This window comes from Bifidobacterium mizhiense (genome assembly GCF_020884755.1).
GTDB classification, from domain to species: Bacteria; Actinomycetota; Actinomycetes; order Actinomycetales; family Bifidobacteriaceae; genus Bombiscardovia; species Bombiscardovia mizhiensis.
On the sequence record NZ_BPWE01000001.1, the window covers coordinates 720,288 to 741,430 of the forward strand.

The window sequence follows — 21,143 nt, forward strand, 5'->3', positions numbered from 1 at the left end:
CCGTCACGGGTTCATCTGTTTTCTACAACAGCGAAAGGAGGATGCCTATTCCCAAACTTGAGCCTATTCGACTCAAGTTTTCATATTGCTTCTTTCTCCAGTTATTGGCTACTCGTCAATGACCACATTGCGCAGGTAGCCGATCCCCTCTACCTGAACCGTGGCCTCGTCCCTGTTTTTCAAGGAACCAGAGGCGTGCGGAGTCCCGGTCATGATGACATCGCCGGGCAGCAGGGTGGCGAAGCTGGAGATGAAAGCGATCTGCTCAGGAATGGAGTGGATCAGGTTAGCGGTGGTGCCGCTGGCCTCAGGCACCTCTTCCCCGTTGAGCTTGAAAGAGATCCTCGCATCTCGATAGTCCAGATCCGTCTCGATCCAAGGTCCGAGGGGGCAGGCGGTGTCAAAGCCCTTGCAACGGGTCCACATAGGATCATTCTTCTGTAGATCGCGCAGGGTCACATCGTTGACGCAGGTATAGCCCAGCACATAGTCCATGGCCTCGTTGACGCTCACCTTCCGCGCCATCCTGCCGATGACGACGGCAACCTCCGGCTCGTAGTTCATGTCCTTGCTGTAGGAGGGCTTGACAATGGGATCGTCAGGACCGATGACCGAGGTGGAGGGCTTCATAAAGAGCATGAGCTTCTCTGGAGGCTCCGGATTCGAAGACTGGCCGTGCTCGGCCATGTAGGCGGCATGAGCGCGGTAGTTCTTGGCCGCCCCGTAGATCTTGGAGGGGATGACCGGGGCCAGGAGCCGCACATCTTCATCGTCCAGGGGGTAGCGCTTGCCGGTGGGCTCGACCTGCTGGCCAGTCAGGGGGTAGCCACTCAGCTCGACCAGGTAGTCCTTGCCGTCCTGCTTGTCAGTTTGCACGAAGGCGTATCGTGGGGTGTCCTTGTAGGAAAAACGCGCGATTCTCATAGGGCACAGTCTAGACCCAGGCCGGGCCGCTTGATAGGTTCCGGTTCCGAAACAGGCAATAGCTGGTCAGATAAAAGCCCGCGGACCGAAGATGGCTGTGCCTACACGGACCTCAGTCGACCCCTCAGCCACCGCATACTCCATGTCCCCGGTCATTCCCATGGACAGCATGGTGCAGGTGTCGGTGCCCGTCTCCCCCGAATCCCTGATCTGGTCGCGCAGGCCGCGCAAATGGGCAAATCCGGTTCTGATAACGGCTTCGTCGTCCACGTGTGCACCGACAGTCATCAGGCCCTTGAGCTGAATCCCCTCCATAGCAGCCAGCTCATAGGCCAGATCCCGGGCCTGGTCGGGGGCACATCCCGACTTGGCCTGCTCGCCGGACTCATTGACCTCCAGGAGGATGCCCACAGGTCTGCCCGCAGCCAGTGCCCGCGTGGCCAGCTTCCGAGCCAGCGAGGTCCCGTCGACCGACTCAACCGTGTCCACATATGGCAGGATCTTATTGATCTTGTTGGATTGAAGCTGCCCGATCAGATGGAAGCCCACGCTGGGTGAATCATTGTCTGCCGCATCGGTGCCAAGAGCCAGTCCCCTGTCCCGACAGAGTTCCAGCAAGCCCTGGGCCTTGGCGGTGACCTCCTGGGGACGGTTCTCACCGATCCGACGCACCCCGGCATCAATGGCCGCCATAATCTCGCCCACATCGCGGGTCTTGGTGGCCGCCAGCAGCGTCACCGAACCTTCTTTTCGGCCGGCGGAGTCCTCTGCTTTGGCTATCCTTTCAACCACGCGCTTGACTCCATCCGCAATCTGCCCGGCTCGTTCCTGGCTGACCTGCCGATTTCCCAGATCCTTGTGGTCCATATAGGCGACCATGATCCGCTACCTCCTTAAAAATCCGGAAGCTTTGACTGAGGCCATGGTAGCCAGTGGCTCATACCGGAATTCACTCCAACCTCGGGCAGCAGAGGGGAAAGACTGATGGGCCGGAATCAAAATCTACCGACTTGGCCTTGCGGCAGAAACATTCAGCTCGCTTAGGTCCAGTTGCCGGTCCCTGCGGTCAGCGGCCAGTGTGTTCCACGTGAAACCATCGAGCAGTTCCTGCGCACTGGCAGGTCTGGGCCGTTCCAAGAGTCCCAGGAGCCAGCCACAGACCCCCAGCACCTGCCTGGCCGACCAGCCATCTCTTCTAAGCGACCCCAGGTCCGGCGATCCGAAGCGCTTGGACATCCGTCTGCCGTCTACGCCATCAATTAGCGGCAAATGAGCATACTGAACACGAGGAGCCTGCGGCTGCAGGTGGTACCTGATCCACATCTGAATGGCTGTAGACCTTAGCAGATCCCTCCCTCGCACAATCTGATTGACGCCCATGGCCAGGTCGTCCACCGTCACCGCCAACTGGTAGGAAACCAAACCGTCCGAACGTCTGACGACCACATCGCCGACCTGCCTGGGCAAGTTGAAGGACTGTGGACCAAAGATCAGATCGTCGAAACGACAGATGGCATCCGACTCGTCGAGCTGATCAGGGACGGCAATTCGGAGGCTGTGCCTCTGCCCCCGAGCCAGCCTTTCACTGACCACCTGGGGGGAAAGTCCTCGGCAGGTGCCCGGATAGACGATGAACCCATCGCCTTCATTCGGCGCCGATGCCGCTCGGATGTCGGCACGGGAGCAGAAGCAGGGATAAATCAAGGGCTGCTCGCCGACCAATTGCTGCGATTCCAGCAGTTTCAATGCCTGACTGTAGGCATCGACGCGCTGGGACTGGTAGACCACCTCACCATCCCAATCCAATCCCAGCCAGGCCAGGTCATCCATGATCCAAAGATCAGCATCCTTGACGACCCGCGGCGTATCTATATCTTCGATGCGAAGCCGCAGAACCCCGCCAGGCCCTTGCGACCTGACACCAAGCCAGGCCGCCAAACATGCATAGATATTGCCCAGATGCATTCGCCCAGTCGGCGAAGGCGCCAACCTTCCTACGACCTTGGTCTGGCCGACCTGATCCACTCTCGGTCCTTCCTTGTGCATACCGACATGCTTACATATCATCCGGTCATCAGGGAACCGGCAGGTAGATCAGCTATTGTTCGCTCCTTACCGGTCCTAGCGTCCTTCCAACAACAAATTTGCCATCGACCAACACCTGATGAGGTTGTCCGGAATCGTTGTCCAGAAGATCCTTCATGAGGGATACTGCAGCCCGAGCAAGCTCGCCAACCGGCTGCTCCATGGTCGTTAGCCCCAACAGCGGGGATCTGAATGTGCCTACTCCATCAAAGCCAGTGACCGACACATACCCGGGGCAACTAACCCCAATTGCATCAAGATGCTCCAGGATGGAGAGTGCAATGGAATCATTACCAGCCATAATGGCAGTCACACCGGAATCAATGGCCTTGTCCACCTCTGCGCCAATTACATCTTCGATATGCGAAGGCAGGGAAAGAATCGTAGCCTGCGCGCCAGCAACCACCAATCCAGTTAAAAAATTAGCTGTCCTGGCATGCAGGGCCGAAGCGAGAACATCAGCCGAAGCCGTCACAGCCACCTTTTTATGGCCCTGCTCCACAACACGTCTAGCGAGACTCCCTTCGCATCTAGGATCTATACGGACGGAACTAAAGGAAGGCATGTCATAACCAGTCGCCAGTACGACAGTAGGCACGAATTTTGCAGCATAATCCGCCGTCTGCGAGGAGATACGGCCGGATGCAATGATGATACCCCCTACGCCATGTCCAAGGAGGTTTCGCACAGCAGCCAATTGACTCTCCAGACTGTCCTCGCTCAGCGCCAGTAGCAAGCTAAGACCGGTGTCGTCAGTCTCATACTGCACACAGGAAGCCAGACCGCCGTAGAATTCATTGCCCACGTCACGAATCAGCAGACCAATAGCGTCACACTTGGAAGAGGCCAAGGAAGCAGCGCCCAAATTGCGAACATACCCTAACCGATCCGCAGTTTCCAATACCAGCTTTCTAGCCGTATCACTAACTTTCGGATGGCCGCTTAAAGCCCGCGACACCGTGGACGGCGATACCTTGGCCACACGGGCTATATCCGCCATACTCACACGGTGTTGATGCTCCACTGCGCGCCCCCTGCTTTTCGACCTTATTTCATAATCATATGCCCAATGGCCAGCAATGAAGCCGTTCAAAGCGGAAGACGCCTTCATCTAGATACTGCTTCACAGCCACTAAATATATAGTATTAACCTGCCAAGTATGAGGCTCGCAATTACGTTCCAAGTCCTCCGCCAATCGCGCATCCTGACTAGAGGAGGTATCCTTCCGACAGTATGCGAACGTGTAATGAGGGCCGAACGGTTCATCGGTCAAGGCACTCTCAAGTCCTGCGGAACACAAGGCACCCCGTATAGCAGCAACGGCCTTCTGCCATTGTGCGACAGGCTCCCCTAGAGCTTCAACAGCCGTATCTCTGATACATGGTCGAGCGAAATGGATTGAAAAAGGGTCAATACTAGAGCTAACTCTTCCCAAAGATTCGAGCATACGCTCCCAAGCGACTTGATCTAGGTCTTCACGGTACAGATCTAAACGTTGCATGGTCATATGTATGAAGCGGGGGGGCTGCAGGGACAGACCAGGCCACTGGCCGACCCGTGCATCCTCCTGGCTTAGCCGGGATAGCACGGGATCGGTCTCATCCGGTAACGCATAAAGATGCAATGCCCCGGACAAATTGCGCCACTTGGTATCAGGCCGATCGAAAAACCGCTTCATTGGTTCTGACCACTCCTTTGGTCAGCTACAGCCCACAGTGCACGTGTTTCAACAACACATGGGAGCTTGGTCCCAGCGGCGACTGGTATATCAGCACCAGGAGCACTGCCCGTCAGCTCACCCGCCTGGGTCTTGACCTGATAATGAACCACCTCGCCATCGAAAGCCGAAGATACAACAGCCCCAGGAATCTTTACGCCATCTCCCTCGGACTCCGCGCCTACCAGCAAATTCTCGGCTCTAATTATGACCTCGACTTGGTCACCCGGAGCGAATCCTGGGACACCGCTAACTTCCATAGTCCCTAAATCAGTATCCAGCCTATAGCAAGCGGCCGGAGGCAGATGCTGAGCAACATTCCCATCATCAACCCGACCTGTATCCAGGACCTCCTTAACACTTCCGGGAATAAAGTTGCCCGTACCTAGGAATGAGGCAACAAATTTGTTGGCAGGCCTATGGTAAATGCCCCAAGGGGTACCGACCTGTTCGACCTTTCCAGCGCTCATGACAACGATCACATCTGACATGGTCAATGCCTCGGATTGATCGTGGGTGACAAAGATGGCCGTTAAACCAAGACGACGCTGAAGATCACGAATTTCCGAACGCATCTTGACTCTAAGCTTGGCATCCAGATTAGAGAGAGGCTCATCGAAAAGAATAATCTTGGGCTCCATAACTAGAGCCCTTGCCAGAGCCACGCGCTGTTGCTGTCCGCCCGAAAGCTGATCAGGATAGCGCTCAGCGTAGTGCTTGATACCCATCATATCGAGCACTCCGTCGACCTTGACTCGACGAGCTTGTTTGTCCATCCGCTTCAGTTTCAGCCCGAACTCCACATTGCCACGAACAGTCAAATGAGGGAAAAGCGCATATGACTGGAAAACCATGGACATGGGTCGCTTGTCAGCACTTATATCCAGGATGCTTTTACCATCTAGAAGTATGTCGCCCTCGGTTGGCTGTTCGAATCCCGCAATCATACGCAGCGTTGTGGTCTTGCCGCAGCCAGAGGGTCCCAAAAGAGTGACAAAAGTCCCTGGATCAATCGTCAAATCCGTGTGATCAACTGCCCGGAAGCCTCCCTTTTTCGACGCATACACCTTTGAAATGCCTTTGAGCACCAAGGTTCCGACCTTGTTATGATTTTCCTGCAGCTGTACGCTGTCTTCCTGAATGGTTTTTTCTGAATTTGTCATGATACAGACCTCGTTGAATGGTTGAGTTGACGAAGAGCAATGTTGGCTATGCCCAGTACAACCAACACCAGGACGATCAACAGACTGGAATAGGCGAATGCATTGCCGAATCGCCCGGCATCCACTTCATCGAGAATCTGAGAGGTCATGACCTTGGTTTCAGGGGTCGTTATGAAGATGATTGCCGTTATAGTCGTCATGGATTTGGTAATGCCGTAGGTTATGGCCGTGACCAAAGCTGAACTCATCAGAGGAAGTGTGACCTTGCGGACTACGGTGAGGGGGCTGGCCCCAAGCGAGGTGGCCGCTTCCTCCACTTGTGGATTGATCTGCTGCAGAGCCGAGATGAATGCCTGCTGTCCCGTAGGATCACCACGAGCAACGAATACCATAATAATGGCGATAGCCCCGCCACCGACAGCAAGCCCTCCCGCTAATGGTGGCAGTATCTCATAGTCAAACAGGACTGTGCTCTGGGAATAAGCCAAAGCGAATCCCAGACCCAGAACCGTTCCAGGAATTGCAACACCCAGCATTCCCCACAAATCAAGCAAACGTCCGAACCTGGGCAGATGGCGGACCACCAACCAGCCAATAGCGAGAGCCAACAGGGCAGCCAGAGGCGCAGCAATAAGCGTCAGGGTCAGAGTCGTTCCGATGGCATCAGCGCCCAAAGAATGAACGAAGGTGAAATGATCCCAGGTGAACGTATTATCCACTCCCAGTATCTTGACGAAGCCTCCGACCAGAAGGGTCAAATACACCATGGCCACCAGGAGTATCCACAAGAAGTTGAACAACAACATGGGTGTCAGTACACTCTTGGACCTGACTGGTTTCAATGAACCTGCAGGCTTACCAGTTACCGTCACGACTGACTTCTTGTTGGCCCAGTACTTCTGAACGAAGAATACGGTCAAAGCCGGCACTAGGAGCACCAAAGCAACACCAGCCGCACCCGCAACATCGCCGGATCCTGCAACAGCGAAGTAGATCTGGCTAGCCAACACTCGGTAATCTCCTCCGATGACAAGAGGATTGGCCAAGTCAGCGATACCCTCCACGAATAGAACCAAGAATGACGACAACATCGAAGGGAGGACCATGGGTATGGTGACCTTGAACAAGGTTTGGAATTCAGAAGCACCTAAGCTCGATGCTGCCTCGAAGGTGGCAGGATCCAGATTCTCAAACATGCCTTTGATGTTCAGATAGGCAACCGGCGTAAAAGTCATGGTGAGGACCATAACGAGTCCGGGCAGGCCATAGATATTCACTTCCCAGCCAAACAGTCCGTTAGTCACCATACCCCGCTTGCCAAAAAGGGTAATGATGGCTGTGGCTGCAGCAAAAGGAGGCGAGATGGTGGGAAGCAAAGTCAGCCAATGCAGTACCTTTTTGCCTGGTATCTTCACGAAAGTCTGTACATAGGCACATACAAAGCCCAGAAAAGTCCCACAGATACCAACCAAAAGTCCTAGAACGATACTGTGCACGAAGGTTTCGCCGTGATTGGCAAAGGCTCCAGCCATAGCAGCACGCCCAGTGACCCCAAAGGCAGCCGTAAACAATCTGATGACCGGAATGCCTAAAATCAAGATGAGGACAATCAGGACACAGGCAAGGATGACCCAGACAGAGACACTCTCCCGAGGCCGCTTGCTCCGTCTATTCATCACTTTCATCACTTGGCGTCCTTGGAGGATGCAACTTCACTCTCGAAGGACTTGATAAAGGCATCGCGGGCATCCGCTGCTTTGCGAACGTCCCAATTCACCTTTTTGATAGTGTCCTGCTTAAGCACATCCTTGCTGATCTTCGCTTTGGGGTTCGTTGGGGCCGCAAAAGAAGGCACACCTGCGTAGAGGTTTTGCGCATCGGTCGACATCAACCAATCAGCAAAAGTATGAGCACTGGCCTTGTTGCGCGCATTCTTCAAAACGGAGAGGGCACCGACCTCATAACCAGTTCCTTCGGCGGGATACGTGGTTTTAAGATCCGAGTACCCTGCCTTGATGGCTTTCTGGCAGTCGGAATCCAGAGCGATCGCCACTGTCACTTCCCCACGACCTGCCTGCTCAGTTCCTGTGGCTGCAGACTTGGAGTACTGCATCACATTGCTGTTGAGCTTCTTGAAGTAGTCGACGGCTGCCTGCTGATCTCCGCCGTGTAGAAGAGCCTGAGTGTACATAGCCATATAACCCACGCCTGCAGTAGCCGGATGAGGCATGGCCACACTACTTTTCAAATTATCGGTTAACAAATCATCCCAGGAGGCAGGAGCCTTTGTACCTTTCTTTTTAAGCTCAGAAGTATTGGAACAAAAGGCGATTGAATCAGTATAGAAACCGGTCCATGTCCCTTTAGCATCTTTGTACTCGGCAGGGAGGGTGGTGGTATTTTTCGGCACATAGTGCTCGATCCAACCCTTGTCGTCGGCCAACAGGTGATTTTCAGCCTGACCACCCGCCCAGACATCGAATTCACCTGGATTCGTTGCTAATCTAGCCAGTACTTCGCCAGCACCCAAGCGCACATAAGTAGTCTTTATACCACTTGCCTTGGCAAATGCTTTGGTGATTGCCTGGCAGAAATCCTCCTGTTGGGAACATGCGATAGATACGTTTCCACTCGCTTTTGAACTGTCGACTTTACCGCATGCCGACATAGTTGTAAGTGCTAATACTGAAAGAACTGCTGCAATTGCAGTACTTCCTTTTTGTCTGCTACTCATCATTGAGTCCTCCATCTGGATATTCTTGCAACGCACTTTAAGTGGTTGCGATTGCACTATCACCATACGGATAAATAAGCATAATGTCAAGACTTAAGGACTTCTCGATGAATGAATGCGCATTCACATTGATCCATAGCAATGGATGATTTAATGCCAGAGCAAATGTGTCAAAGCAATGAGCCACTAAAACAGCAGCTTTGTCTGGCAATGACAGTAAAAGGCACTTGCTCAGCTATGACATACCTATCCTGACTAACGCAAAAAAAAATTGCACCCCGATCAGGCCAGCTAAGATACAGACATAGCTAATCGGGGTGTCCATCAAAGTCCCATAACGCTATCCATGGGAACTCAGGAGAAAGCCGAGAGAATCAGAAGCTATCGAGCAGGCGATCGATTTCCTCGAAGTGCTTGACCTCAGGACGCCAGACCGGCTTGCCACGAACAATGACCAGCTTGGGATCAGCCAGGGTCCGCACATTCTTGGCAGGGTCCTCGTCAAGGACGATCAGATCCGCATCCTTGCCCGTGTCGACCGAGCCAGTGACATTGTCGAAGCCCAGGTTTCGGGCATTGACCTGGGTGGCGGCGTGGAAGGCCTGTGCCGGAGTGAAGTCCGCGTACCGCACCAGATAGTCAAGCTCTCGCCAAGTGCCGTACTGGGGCACGAAGGTCATGCCGGTGTCGGTGCCAACGCCGACGGCAATGCCGTTCTCATGAGCCTGCTTGGCGCTCTTGACCATGCCGTCGACGACCAGCTCGGAGTTGCCACGAACTATGTCGCTGATTCCCAGCTCCTGCTGGCTGATCTTGACCAACGGCAACCCGGCGGACAGCGTGGGGTCCAAAGCCGAGAAGCCGCGAAGCGAGCGCGGATTGTCAAGGAAGAGCCCGATCATCTCGTCATCCAGAGCACTGCCATGCTCAATGGTATCCACGCCTGCCTTGAGGGCGGCCTTGACTCCTTCCGGGCTCTGAGCATGCGCAGCAACGAGCACACCAAACTCATGAGCCTCATCGCAGACGGCGGCCATTTCCTCCTCGGTCATCTGCGGGCTGCCGGCCTCGCCAAGCTTGGTGGCATCGGTCACACCACCGGTCGCAGCCACCTTGATGGCATTGACCCCATGGTCCAGGTTCTCCCTGGTCCGGCGCCTTGCCTCTTCGGGAGAGGAGCAGGACAGGGCGATGAAGGGATCGCCATGCCCTCCAGGGATTGCCAGGAGCGGACCCGCAGCCAGCATGCGCGGGCCGGTCAGCTCGTCTGCATCAATCTTGTCACGCAGACGAACCGCCTCATAGCCCACATCACCCAGGGTACGAATGGTCGTCACGCCCGAGTTCAACAGCGTGGAGACATTGCCCTTGATCCTGGCATCCATAAGGACTTTGCCGGCGGGGCTGTGCACCACTTTCAAAGCAGCGTCGACCACACGTGGCGACAGATCTGTACCACCAGACAGGGGCTTGCCATCAGCAAAGAGATGGGTATGGGCATTGATGAGTCCAGGTGCCACGAACTTGCCTGTAGCGTTGATCCGGTGATATCCGGAAGGCACGTAGGCCAGCGGGGTCGGGCAGACCTGTTCTATCCGGCCGTCCGTGGACACCAGAACAGACATATCCTTCTGGACCGTGCCTTGTTCATCACCGGTCGCGATACTGGCATGCTCGAGCACAAACGGCTCGCGCTCTTTCCTGCCTTGAAGACGCCCCATGGTCGTACCTGCCTTCCCATCTCCGATGCACTCATTACGAGAAATCGGGCATATATGGTCAATCATATCCATGGCGGGGTGAACCGTTCAAGCGCGACAAGCATGACACATAGACAGGAACCGGACCGAAATTTTCGAGCACCGACATGAAAGGTCATCCAAAGGCCGACAAACATTCAAAGTCATTGCCAGATGCCGTTGCCGGCCTCCCGGAGCAGACAACATTACCTGGAGATTACCTGGAGTCCGGCACGCCGTTGATGACGAACTCTATTTCGGAATATGCAGGCGGTTGGAGCGCCACACCGAATGCCACCACCGAGCCGAATCCGTCGAAGACGGTGGAGTCCATGGCCAGCACGGGTCGACCCTTGTCCACATGAAAGTACCCGGCGATCCGTGAATCGACATTCTCGATGCGAACTACAACCTCATTCCTGGCGAGTCTGACATCGTATCGACCTTCGATGAAGTCATAGAGGGATCCATTGGAGAAATCATGCTCAAGTATCTCCGGAAACTGGGCATTCGGCAGGTAGGTGCAGACATATTGCTGCAGGTCGCCATTGACATAGCGCAGTCGCTCCAGCTCGATCAGGTCCGCATCAGCCTCTAGACCCAGCTTTGATGCAATATCGGCATTCTTGACGATCCTGTCACCCAGTACCCGGGTCTTGACCGTTCTGCCCAGATCATGCTGCTGGCGCCAGAATCCTCTGATGCGGCCGTTGATCACCTCGCGGGAGGAAGCAGGCGACTTCAGCTTGAAGGTTCCCTTGCCCTGGCTGCGAACGATCAGCCCCTCTCGAATCAGATCTTCTATGGCATGGCGAACCGTGATGCGACTGACCTTGTAGCGTGCACAAAGCTGGGACTCAGTAGGTAGCTGCGCCCCTTCCTTCATCCGTTTGACGCTTCCGCGCAAATGGTCTCGTACGGACACATACTTGGGAATTCCATCTACCATTGCAAAACCGACCCACCTGATATTTCCTTGCTTTCATGAATCGAAATCCCGCAGCCTGTGCCGATCGAGACTTGCTTCATTCCATGATTGCAGAAGCCCCTCGTCTCTGCTCTGAACAGGGCCCAAGCTGAAATATTCTCCAGCAGTGAACAGGTCATGGAACTGGTATCGAAAAGTCCGCTAGTCCCATGACCCCTCCCATCGTCGCCCTTGTCACCTTCAGATGAGACAGAGGCTTCTTATTCAGGCGACGGCTTCGGCCTTGTCGGACGTATCAGCCGCAGCAGCAATAGCCCTCTTGCGCTTGTTCATGAAGTAGGAAACCACATAGACCAGGATCAGCACAACAATGATCCCCACGATGATCGCAATCTGACCGCCGGCCTTGTTTAGGTAGCCCAGGAAGATGCCGGCCACGCCGAAATCGGCATCCGAGTAAGTAGCGGCACCTTTGCCCACAGAGCCCAGCACCGGCAGAAGCAAGAGTGGCAGGAAGGTGATGGCCAGGCCGTTGACAAAGGAACCGAGAATGGCTCCACGCCGACCGCCCGCGCCGTTACCGATCACGCCTGTAGCACCACCGGTCATGAAGTGGGCCACGACACCGGGAATGATGACGGTGGTGCCGGCCAGGGCCATGATGGCCATGCCGACGATGCCACCGACAAAGCTGGAAAGGAACCCAATCAGAACGGCGTTAGGAGCGAAGGTGAAGGTGACAGGGACGTCCAGTGCAGGCTTGGCATTCTTGACCAGGTGCTCGCTGATGCCCTTGAAAGCAGGAACGATCTCGCCCAGAACCACACGAACACCTGCCAGAATGATGTAGACGCCGGCAGAGAAAGTAGCGGCCTGCAAGACCACATAGACGATGAAGTTTTGTCCGTCACTGAGCTTGCTCTCGATATAGCCGGGACCGGCAAAGAGCGCTACGATGACATAGATTACAGCCATAGACAGGGCCACGATGACCGTTGTATCGCGCAGAAAGCCCAGGTTCTTGGGGAAGTTGATATCCTCAGTTGATTTAGATGGATGCTTCTTGCTGCGGGTGAGCATAGCCACCAGACCGCCCAAGGCAATGCCTGAGCCGCCGGTGTGGCCCAAGGCCACATCATCGGTACCAGTGACCTTCTTCATGAAAGGCTGCACGACTGCTGGCGAAAGGGTCACAACCAGGCCCTGAGCGATTGAGCCCCAGAGCAGGGTCTGCCAGGTGGAGAATCCGGCCGCCACGAAGATGACAGTTATCATCGTGGCCATGTAGAAGGCCACGTGTCCTGACAAGTACACATATTTGAAATATGAGGTTGCCGAAAGAAGGACATTGACAATCATTCCAAAGAAGAAGATGAGCGCAGCCACAGACCCGTACTTGACCAGGACCGTGCCGACGATGGCCTCGTTGTTGGGGACGACGCCCTGGACGTGGAAGGCGTGCTGGAACATATCCCCAAAGGGAGTCAATGCGTTCGTCACCACGCCTGCACCGGCGGCCAGAACCAGGAAGCCTACGAAGGTCCGTATGGTTCCTTTCATGACGTCCGTAGCAGACTTGCGCTGCAGGGCCAGACCGATCAGGGAGATCAGCGCGACGATGACGGAAGGCTGTCGGAAGATGTCCAAAAGGACTTTTAACGCACCGTTCATGCCGCCTGCCCTCCTTGGGGAACATCCATACCGTGGCGCTTCAGAGCCTCGGCCAGTTTTTCTTTGATCTCATTCATATCGATCAGGCTGTTCAGAACAACCACGTCTCCCAGATCCTTGGCAGCATCAGCGATGTCACGCCCGACAAAAATAACATCGGCATCGCCCTTGTTAACAGAGCCCAAATCGCTATGGTCGGTCTCGACACCGGTCACACCAAGCTCTTTCAAGGCCTTGTCAATGTTGAGCTGGGTGATGAAGCTCGACCCCAGTCCAGTGCTGCAAACCGTCAGAATCTTCATATTGATTACCTTTCTTCCTTGAGGATCGTCCTCAATTCCTCAACGTTCGCGGCCTTGCCCAGCCGTTCCTGATTCTTGCCGTCACTCAGGAAGGTCGCCAGCGATTGCATCAGGCTTAAATGGCTGTTCGAGTCCTGCGCGGCCAGGCAGAAGAACGTGCTGATTGGGTGGTCCTGCGAATCGGCCAGCAGAAAGGGCCTGCCAACCTTCAGCACCGATAGGGATGTGGTCACCACGCCTGCCTCTGGCCTGGCGTGGGCCATGGCGATGCCTTGACCCAGATCAATATAGGTGCCGCCTGGTTTGCGTATCGAAGCCTTGATGGCCTCGACATAGGAGGGCTTGATCCTCCCCAACTCAACCAGCGGAGCGGTGACCACATCCACTGCTTCCACCCAATCGGCCACGCCGTCCCTGTACATGACGGTGCCTTCCGGGAAATACTCGTCCAGCAATTTGCCTCCTCGCATACGATGAAGCTCATCCGCTTCGTAGCGAATGTTCGCGGGAGGGTGGATGCCTCCCCACGGAATCTTCAACCTCGAATTCCGCAAACATTATAACAACATGACAATATGATGTCTATACTTGCGTGTTCAACTGCCGGATCCCGGGCCTCCGAAAGGAAGCCCGAGACCCTGAAGCTACCTGTTGATCAGGCGGCGAAGAGGACCTTGAACATCACGGCTCCGACAATGGCACCAATGATGGGTGCCACCACTGGAATCCAAGCCTCGCCCCAGCGTGAGTCCCCCTTGTTGGGTACGGGCAAAATCCAGTGCAGGAAACGCGGCACCAGGTCACGTGCAGGATTCAAGCCAGGGCCGGTGGGACCGCCCAGAGAGGTGACCAGCCCCCAGACGATCAAGCCAACAACGATGGAGGCAGCAGCCAACCCCTTAGACCCCCATGGGCCCTGCAGGCAGCAGAGGGCTCCCAAGACCAGCACCAGCGTGCCAAAGAACTCATTGATGAAGTAGTTGACCAGCGAACCCGAGGCGTCGGTGGTGCAGAAGGTGCCCAAAATCGGCAAAGGGTCTTTGGTCATGCGGTAGTGCGGGAAGTAGCAGGCATAGACGACCAGCTGACCCAGGGCCGCTCCGACCAGCTGCGCCAGAATATAAGGCAGAACCAGGCTCCAGGGGAAGATACCGATGACGGCCTGTCCCAGAGTCATGGCCGGGTTGATGTGAGCTCCTGATACCCCGCCGAACATGAGCACGGGAAACATGACTCCGAAGCCATATCCCATAGCGATAGTCAGCCAGCCTGAATGGTGGCCCTTGGTGCCCTCCAGATCCACGTCGGCAACGGCACCGTTGCCGAAGATCATCAATATGGCGGTGCCGACACATTCTGCGGCCAGCTTGGTCATAAGCGAATATTCCATTCGACCCTTCACCCCTCTCTCAATGCCGCCGTGGCACCCCGTTCCCCAACCGGTCATACAGGGGCCAAGACATGGGCATCATTCAATAAAAACAGGTGATGGCACTAGGCCGAGAAGCGCTCATGATCTCCATTGATTCAGGTGATTCATTGAAATCCGATATAGCGCCAGCCCCAACCGCGTGTCACCATCAACACGACTGCACTTCAACCGGCACCCGTATTTTATCCCACCCACTACAGATCATGGCGCATTGAGAACCATGTATAGATTCCACGTCCCAGACAGATTTCACACTCTTGGCAGTTTTTCGAAGCCGCTCCCGCACGCCGGCACATCTGCCTGCTTGATTCGTAAGCACAAGATTCGCATGCTCTTCTACAGGTCAGGAATGACCGACTGCTGTGCAGGCTTCCATACAAGCAGGCAGGGAATGTCACGCCAGAGCTGAGATCAGTGGCCGAGGAAAACAACGGGCAGGAGATTTGAGAAACACGCTCAATGATTAGCAGACAGATCTTGCACCCTGCCTCGGCGGAACCTTTCTTTGTCTGGGACTTTTGTCACACAAATATCCAACAAATTCGATTCTCGCTTGGATTCACGGGACATACAAAAGCCCAGCAACCGTTGCGATTGCTGGGCTTTGACTCTGTGCCCCCACGGGGGCTCGAACCCCGGACACGCTGATTAAGAGTCAGCTGCTCTAGCCAACTGAGCTATAGGGGCAGGGCACTTTCAAGAGCCAAGTAGATACTATACACGGTTTCTGCAGACCCGCAACACGGCGCGTCACAGGTCTGCAGAATCCATGCATAGCCCGCTCAGACGATCTTGGGCATGGGCGTGGTCAGGGAGGTGGTCAGGTTCACCTGCAGGAGACCGGCCCCCGTATGGGCCTCGACCTTCTTCAGAGTGACTGTGCGCTTGTCCTGGTCGGCCCGGTCATCGTCGGTCATGGTAGCCGGCGACTTGACCGCCACCACCACCAGATCCTCGAGGGAGATGCCTGCCTTGTTGCAGAGGTCGGAGGCCGCCTGGAGACTGTCCTGGAAGCCCTCACGCTCAATAACCCGATCAGCCGGCACGCCGTAGGCGCTCTGGGCGATCCAGCGAATCCGGTCCGGCACGGACATATCATGCAGGCTGGCTGTATCCGCCTGGGCCTTCGCGGGCTCCTGCAGGGCCTTGATCAGATCGTCCAGCTGAGGCTCAAGGGCCTTGCCTCCGTCACGGAAGAGGTTGCCCGCAATGGGCCTGCGGAAGCCCAGACCGTCGGCGGTCTCCCGTAAGGAATCCACCTGGTCGTCCTCGCCCTCCCAAAGGTTGATCAGTGGGAAAGTGGGGATGCCCAGTCCCTCCAGACGATGCACGTGGAAGGGATAGCGCCAGCTAAGCTTGGGATCGTCCCGCCAAGTGGTGGCACGGGTGACGATCACCGCGGCGGCAGGCCACTGGGCCCCATACTCACGGGCTGCGATGTCCAGCCACTTCTGGGCACCGGCATCAGCTCCATAGCCCGCCTCGACGACGACCACGTCGTGCCGGGCGCAGGCCATCTCCACGGACACCAGGCTGGGGATGCCGATGGAGACGTTGGCGAAAGGCCCGCCATGCACATATACCGGTGAACCCTCCAGGGTCTGAGTGAAGGCAGGCTTGACCGCATCGGTCAGGATGCCGGTGATCCGCCACAGTTCCACAAACTCACCAAAGGTGACCGGGCGACCGTCCAGGGTCCCCGCGACCATGGCTGCCACACGCCGTTCGATCTCCTCCATGCTCCGGGAGAGCACGACGATCTGCATGAGCTCGCAGGTTGGCGTCAGCACGGTCCGCTCGGGCAGATCGCCCTTGCCTCGGTCCACGGTGATCTGACGCAAGGACCGTGAAGGCACCTCACTGACCCGGGGCACCAGGACGGTGTCCAGCCGGCCCTCGTCCACAGCCTTCTCGGCAAAGGAGACCAACAGGTTCTGTGCGGATTCGATGGCCGCCATCTCCCCGCACAAACCCCAGTCCACCAGCTCAGGATGCGTCAGCGAAGACTTGCCACCACCGGAGGCGCCACCCTTGGACCCGGCTGCGGTAATGCCCATGCTGGGTTGACGCAGGACGGCTGCGGCATCTACTCCCTGGGCGCGCAAGGCGTCAATCAGGGCGATGGTAGTCGTGGTCTTGCCCTCACCACGTGATGCCTTGAGCGGGGTATCTGCGGTGACTAGCAGCACCCGGCCATGCTTGCGCGGCATATCCGGATGCTCCTGCAGATCCTTCAAGTAGCCGAAGGCATCGATCTTGTCAAACAGGCCGTATGGCCTGACGTAATCGTCGAAGTCGGTCATGGGGCTCTCCTTTTTTTGCGGTCCTTGTAGATTCGGATGGCTCAGTTGTCGGACAGGTGGTAGCCGTTGCGCATGCCCATGCTGACGGTATACAGCACCTGGCCAAGCAGGTCATCGGTTTCCTTGCGCAGACGGTCGGCCATGTCCTGGTTGGCGGCCTCCAGCACCTGGCGCACCTCGGCGTTGTCGGTACCCTGGTCAGCGCCCTCCAGCCGTGCCACCTGCTCGTCAGCGGCGGCGATCAGCCGGTGGCCCTCGCCTCCTATGCTCTGCTGGTAACGCTCGACAGCCGCCGAGGTGCCTGCGAATTCGGAATCGCACAGGGCGGCGATCAACCGGTCCGACCAGTAGAGGCTGTCAGTGGAGACCCGGTCAGTGGCGTTGGCCAGATAGTCAGGCGTCCGATCCACATTGGCATAGAAGGGAACCAGGGCGTTGAAGGCGTTGGATCCGTAGGACATCCACTGGATGGCCCGGCAGGATTCAGGCCGGTAGGGGCGCAGCTGGATCAGGGCCAGCTGGTCGTTGCGGTTGATGCCGATGGGCCGGTAGAGTCCCTTGGTGTGCTCGTCGCCGGTCCGTCCATAGGGATCGTATGGCGTGCCCTGGTAGTGAGAGCTGAGCAGATACTTGACATCTTCCACGGTAATCAGCCGCTCGGGCTGGCGGCACCAGGGGATGTTGTCACTGGTGGGGGCATGATCGGCATCCGGTCCGTCCCAGATCTCGTCATAGGGGTTGAGGAAACGCTGCATGTACCAGGCCCGGGGCGTGTTGTAGACATGATCCGAATCGCTATGGGATCCAAAGGCATCGCGCGGATTGAAGGGCGAGGCCGACTCCACGGCAAGATTCAGGTGGTTGTTGGCGATGAACTCCCGCAGGTCGGCCGAGCACAGGTGATCGGTCTGCTCCCCAAAAGCGTCATCCAGATCGAACTCGTCAATGCCCAGCTGGTTGGGCATGGTCACATAAGAGTCATCGGGCACCCGCTTGGCGATCCAGTGATGGCCGCCTATGGTTTCCATCCACCAGATCTCGTCCACATCACTGAAGGCAATGCCATTCATCTCATAGGTGCCGTAACGCTCCAGCAGGGAGCCCAGCCGCAGGACACCCTCCCGCGCCGAGCGGATATAGGGCAGAACAATGGTGACCAGGTCTTCCTCGCCGATGCCTCCGGGTACCTCGTCCAGGTAGCCTTCATCACCCGGACGGCCCTGGGCGGGGGTGAGTTCCACCAACGGATCGGCACCCAGAACACGCTCATTGGTGGTGATGGTCTCAGTGGCTGACATGGCCACGTTGGCACTGTTGACGCCCGCTTCGGCCCATAGCCCTTGGTCGAGCACAGCATTGGGCACCGAGGTGTAGCGCATGGGATCCTCGGGCAAATCCATCTCCAAGTGGCTGATCACGCTGCGGTAGTGCCGTGGCTGCTGGTCGGGAGTGACCAGGACGAAGCGCTTGGGACGGAACTCCCCGTTGGCTGAATCCTCATTTCGGGCGATGATGGTGGATCCGTCGTAACTGGCATGCTTACCTATCAGAAGCGTGGTGCAGGGCATATAAGCGTCTTCCTTTGTCTGATTGCGGTCAACTGTCATCACCAGTCCGAATGCCGGAGGATGCCGTTCCAACCGACTGCGTGCACAGGCAGGGATGACGGCCATCTGCGCACTTTGGGCATGGCCTCACTCTAGTGCTAGACCGTCCCAATACCAGCAGATGCGTCAGTTAAGCCAGGCTCTCAGGCATCAGCTGGCAGCCAAGCACGGGCCGCCGCGACCACAGGTTGGGCGGAATGAACGGCATGAACCAGGGCGTTCAGCCAGAATCCCTCCTCCAGATTCGGCAGAGCCTCCTTTGTGGCCCAGACCGACAGCACATAGTCGTGAACCCGATCGGGAGGGGTGGGGCCGTTGTAGCGCATGAGCACGGCAGGATCGTCGGCGATCTCCTCCTCCATGACCAAGGGTGAGGCAGCCGATGTCCGGCCCTGGGGCACGCCGGGGATCAGATTGGGCAGATTTCTTGAGAAGTCCTCCGGAATCGCCAGAACGGTGCTTTCGTTTCCCTCAGGCTGCAGGGCATGCAAGGCCTCGATGGGCAGGTTGGCCAGTGACCAGTGGATCCATGGGAAACCGCACACGGGCACGGAATCAGGATCCACCAGCATCCAATGCAGATAGCGAGCCTCCCGCGGTACATCCTCAAGCCGGAAGGGGAAGGAGACTACAGGACGTCCCTTGCGCGTGAGGGACTGCGGGGCGCGCTTGGCGTACCGATCGGGAATGGTGCCGAAATCTGTGATAATCCTCATGGTTCGATTCTCGCCCGCTCCAGTGACGGGGTCAAGTTCATCCGTGGAAGATATTTGAGATGGTCAAGCACACCAACCTGCGCAAAAAGTGGAAGAGCCGCCCGGACCCTTCCAAGTGGAAATGATCCGGGCGGCTCTGGGTTGGACTGGAGAAAGGAGTCAACAGGACCTTTCTCCTGGCGCTTGTAGGGCGCGCTTGCACATGCCTATTCGGCCTTGGCAGCCTCGGTGGCCTTGGCCTGGGCACGGGCGGCCTTGGCGGCTGCACGAGCCTGAGCCTTGGCCTCCTTCTCTTCAGCCTCGACACTGGCGATGAACTCAGCATGCTTGGTGGCAGGCATCCATCCGGTGTTGACCACCTTGACCTGCCAGATCCAGGCCAGGGCGAAGATCACTACAGCCAGGATCACCAGGACCACGGCCCCGGCAGGGATACCCAACTGGGCCAGCTTGCCGACCACGGTGCCGTACCAGGCGAAGTCCGCATCGCCGAAGGTGGCGTTGGACAGGCCGAAGCTGCCCAGAACCGTCATCAGGATGGCCGGCAGGAAGGTGATCAGCAGACCATTGATGAAGCCGCCGACCACAGCCCCGATACGGCCGCCGGTCGCATTGCCGAAGACACCGGCACCGCCGCCATCGAAGAAGTGGGGCACCATGCCCGGCAGGATCAGGGCCAGACCCCAGACGGGCCCAAGCCAGACCGCGATGATGACCAGAGCCACCAGACCACCGGCGAAGGAGGACAGGAAGCCGATCAGGGATGCATTGGCACCGTAGGGGAAGACAATGGGGATGTCCAGAGCAGGACGGGCGCCGGGGACCACCTTGTTGGCGATGCCCTGGAAGGCGGGCACCAGCTCGCCCAAGATGATGCGAACGCCGTAGAGGATGATGCTCACGCCGATGCCGAACTGCAAGGCCTGGGCGAAGGCGGCCATGAAGAAGGCTCCCCAGTTGGCCGGGTGTGATGGGAAGACGGCGAAGGCGGCCTTGGCCGGCACCACAATGGCGGTCCAGACAGCGAAGACCAGGTAGAGGACGACCATGAGCAGGGTGGTGGAGACCATGGAGTCACGCAGGAAGCTCAGGCCCTTGGGGAAGTCGATGTCCTCGGTGGAACGCGACTTCTTGCCCACAGCGCTGCCGACCGCGCCCGAGACCACGTAGCCCAAGGTGTTGAAGTGGCCGATGGACAGCTTGTCGCTGCCGGTCACCCGGTTCATGTATGGCTGGGCGAAGGCTGGCATGGCCACCATGATCACGCCCATGAGCAGGGAGCCGATCAGCACGATGAGCAGGTTGTTGCCCTTGCCGAACCCGATCGAAAGGACCAGAGCCAGCAGGGTGGACATGAAGACCATATGGTGGCCGGTCAGGAAGACGTACTTGAGCGGGGTGAACCGTGCCAACAGGATCATGACGATGAAGCTGAGCACGATGATGTAGGCGGAGGCTGCGCCGAATTGGCTGGAGGCCTGGGCCACGATCACCTCGTTGGTGGGGACGACCCCGTGGGCGCCAGTGGCCTTGAAGACCAGCTTGCCGAAGGGATCCAGGGCGTTGGTCACCACAGTGGCGCCGGCACCCAGAATCAGATAGCCCATGGCCGCCTTGAGGGCACCCGAGATGACCTGGCCTGCGCTCCGTTTCAGGGCGATCAGGCCGATGGCCGCCACAATGCCGATCAGGTAGGCGGGCACATTCAGAATCTCCTGGCTGATGAAGTTCAGCACCGCAAGGAAGACATTCATCATTTGTCCTTACTATTTCTCTCTTGTTCTTACCGCGAAAGAGCGGGCATCCCATCGGCCTGGCGAT

At 57.1% G+C, this 21,143-nt stretch carries 18 protein-coding genes and 1 tRNA gene; all 19 read right to left on the minus strand.

Features of this window, described 5'->3' with window-relative positions; genetic code table 11:
- Window positions 1-108 precede the first annotated feature (108 nt).
- The 19 genes from LPC22_RS03075 to ulaA (LPC22_RS03160) all read right to left on the minus strand — a co-directional run bounded on the left by LPC22_RS03075 (window position 109) and on the right by ulaA (LPC22_RS03160) (window position 21,076).
- Entirely contained in the window at window positions 109-924 is an 816-nt protein-coding gene (locus LPC22_RS03075) for a fumarylacetoacetate hydrolase family protein (protein ID WP_229131976.1), read from the minus strand.
- Between the two features lie 66 nt (window positions 925-990).
- Window positions 991-1,803: a YggS family pyridoxal phosphate-dependent enzyme gene (locus LPC22_RS03080; protein ID WP_229131978.1), complete on the minus strand. Its 813-nt coding sequence runs from the start codon at window positions 1,801-1,803 to the stop codon at window positions 991-993.
- Between the two features lie 123 nt (window positions 1,804-1,926).
- Window positions 1,927-2,970, minus strand: a complete 1,044-nt coding sequence (gene gluQRS, locus LPC22_RS03085; protein WP_229131980.1) for a tRNA glutamyl-Q(34) synthetase GluQRS — start codon at window positions 2,968-2,970, stop codon at window positions 1,927-1,929.
- Between the two features lie 52 nt (window positions 2,971-3,022).
- A complete protein-coding gene (locus tag LPC22_RS03090; RefSeq protein WP_229131982.1) occupies window positions 3,023-4,120 on the minus strand; it encodes a LacI family DNA-binding transcriptional regulator in 1,098 nt (365 codons plus the stop codon).
- Window positions 4,068-4,688, minus strand: coding sequence for a 2'-5' RNA ligase family protein (locus tag LPC22_RS08450; protein ID WP_373312866.1), 621 nt, complete (start codon window positions 4,686-4,688; stop codon window positions 4,068-4,070). Before LPC22_RS08450 ends, LPC22_RS03090 begins: the two co-directional genes overlap by 53 nt.
- The gene (locus LPC22_RS03095) at window positions 4,685-5,890 is read right to left on the minus strand and encodes an ABC transporter ATP-binding protein (protein WP_229131984.1); all 1,206 of its coding nucleotides are present in this window, start codon (window positions 5,888-5,890) and stop codon (window positions 4,685-4,687) included. The genes LPC22_RS08450 and LPC22_RS03095 overlap by 4 nt, the downstream gene beginning before the upstream one ends.
- The gene (locus LPC22_RS03100) at window positions 5,887-7,575 is read right to left on the minus strand and encodes an ABC transporter permease (protein ID WP_229131986.1); all 1,689 of its coding nucleotides are present in this window, start codon (window positions 7,573-7,575) and stop codon (window positions 5,887-5,889) included. The genes LPC22_RS03095 and LPC22_RS03100 overlap by 4 nt, the downstream gene beginning before the upstream one ends.
- The gene (locus tag LPC22_RS03105) at window positions 7,575-8,639 is read right to left on the minus strand and encodes an extracellular solute-binding protein (RefSeq protein WP_229131987.1); all 1,065 of its coding nucleotides are present in this window, start codon (window positions 8,637-8,639) and stop codon (window positions 7,575-7,577) included. Before LPC22_RS03105 ends, LPC22_RS03100 begins: the two co-directional genes overlap by 1 nt.
- Before the next feature lie 359 nt (window positions 8,640-8,998).
- Window positions 8,999-10,345, minus strand: a complete 1,347-nt coding sequence (locus LPC22_RS03110) for a metal-dependent hydrolase family protein (RefSeq protein ID WP_229131989.1) — start codon at window positions 10,343-10,345, stop codon at window positions 8,999-9,001.
- A gap of 235 nt (window positions 10,346-10,580) precedes the next feature.
- Window positions 10,581-11,312, minus strand: coding sequence for a GntR family transcriptional regulator (locus LPC22_RS03115; protein ID WP_284143459.1), 732 nt, complete (start codon window positions 11,310-11,312; stop codon window positions 10,581-10,583).
- 243 nt (window positions 11,313-11,555) lie between these two features.
- On the minus strand, window positions 11,556-12,962 hold the full coding sequence (ulaA, locus tag LPC22_RS03120) for a PTS ascorbate transporter subunit IIC (RefSeq protein ID WP_024626940.1): 1,407 nt from the start codon (window positions 12,960-12,962) through the stop codon (window positions 11,556-11,558).
- Window positions 12,959-13,264 (minus strand): PTS sugar transporter subunit IIB, encoded by a 306-nt coding sequence (locus LPC22_RS03125; RefSeq protein WP_229131993.1) that lies wholly within the window; start codon window positions 13,262-13,264, stop codon window positions 12,959-12,961. The genes ulaA (LPC22_RS03120) and LPC22_RS03125 overlap by 4 nt, the downstream gene beginning before the upstream one ends.
- 5 nt (window positions 13,265-13,269) lie before the next feature.
- Entirely contained in the window at window positions 13,270-13,803 is a 534-nt protein-coding gene (locus LPC22_RS03130) for a PTS sugar transporter subunit IIA (RefSeq protein WP_229132002.1), read from the minus strand.
- A 116-nt stretch (window positions 13,804-13,919) separates the two neighbouring features.
- A complete protein-coding gene (locus tag LPC22_RS03135; protein ID WP_229132010.1) occupies window positions 13,920-14,654 on the minus strand; it encodes an MIP/aquaporin family protein in 735 nt (244 codons plus the stop codon).
- A gap of 655 nt (window positions 14,655-15,309) precedes the next feature.
- Window positions 15,310-15,383 (minus strand) — tRNA-Lys (locus LPC22_RS03140).
- Between the two features lie 95 nt (window positions 15,384-15,478).
- Complete coding sequence (locus LPC22_RS03145) at window positions 15,479-16,999, minus strand: formate--tetrahydrofolate ligase (RefSeq protein WP_229132019.1); 1,521 nt, start codon at window positions 16,997-16,999, stop codon at window positions 15,479-15,481.
- A gap of 41 nt (window positions 17,000-17,040) precedes the next feature.
- The gene (locus LPC22_RS03150; protein ID WP_229132020.1) at window positions 17,041-18,567 is read right to left on the minus strand and encodes a C69 family dipeptidase; all 1,527 of its coding nucleotides are present in this window, start codon (window positions 18,565-18,567) and stop codon (window positions 17,041-17,043) included.
- 182 nt (window positions 18,568-18,749) lie between these two features.
- The gene (locus tag LPC22_RS03155) at window positions 18,750-19,322 is read right to left on the minus strand and encodes a YbhB/YbcL family Raf kinase inhibitor-like protein (protein ID WP_024626947.1); all 573 of its coding nucleotides are present in this window, start codon (window positions 19,320-19,322) and stop codon (window positions 18,750-18,752) included.
- A 206-nt stretch (window positions 19,323-19,528) separates the two neighbouring features.
- Entirely contained in the window at window positions 19,529-21,076 is a 1,548-nt protein-coding gene (ulaA, locus tag LPC22_RS03160; RefSeq protein WP_229132022.1) for a PTS ascorbate transporter subunit IIC, read from the minus strand.
- Window positions 21,077-21,143: the final 67 nt, after the last annotated feature.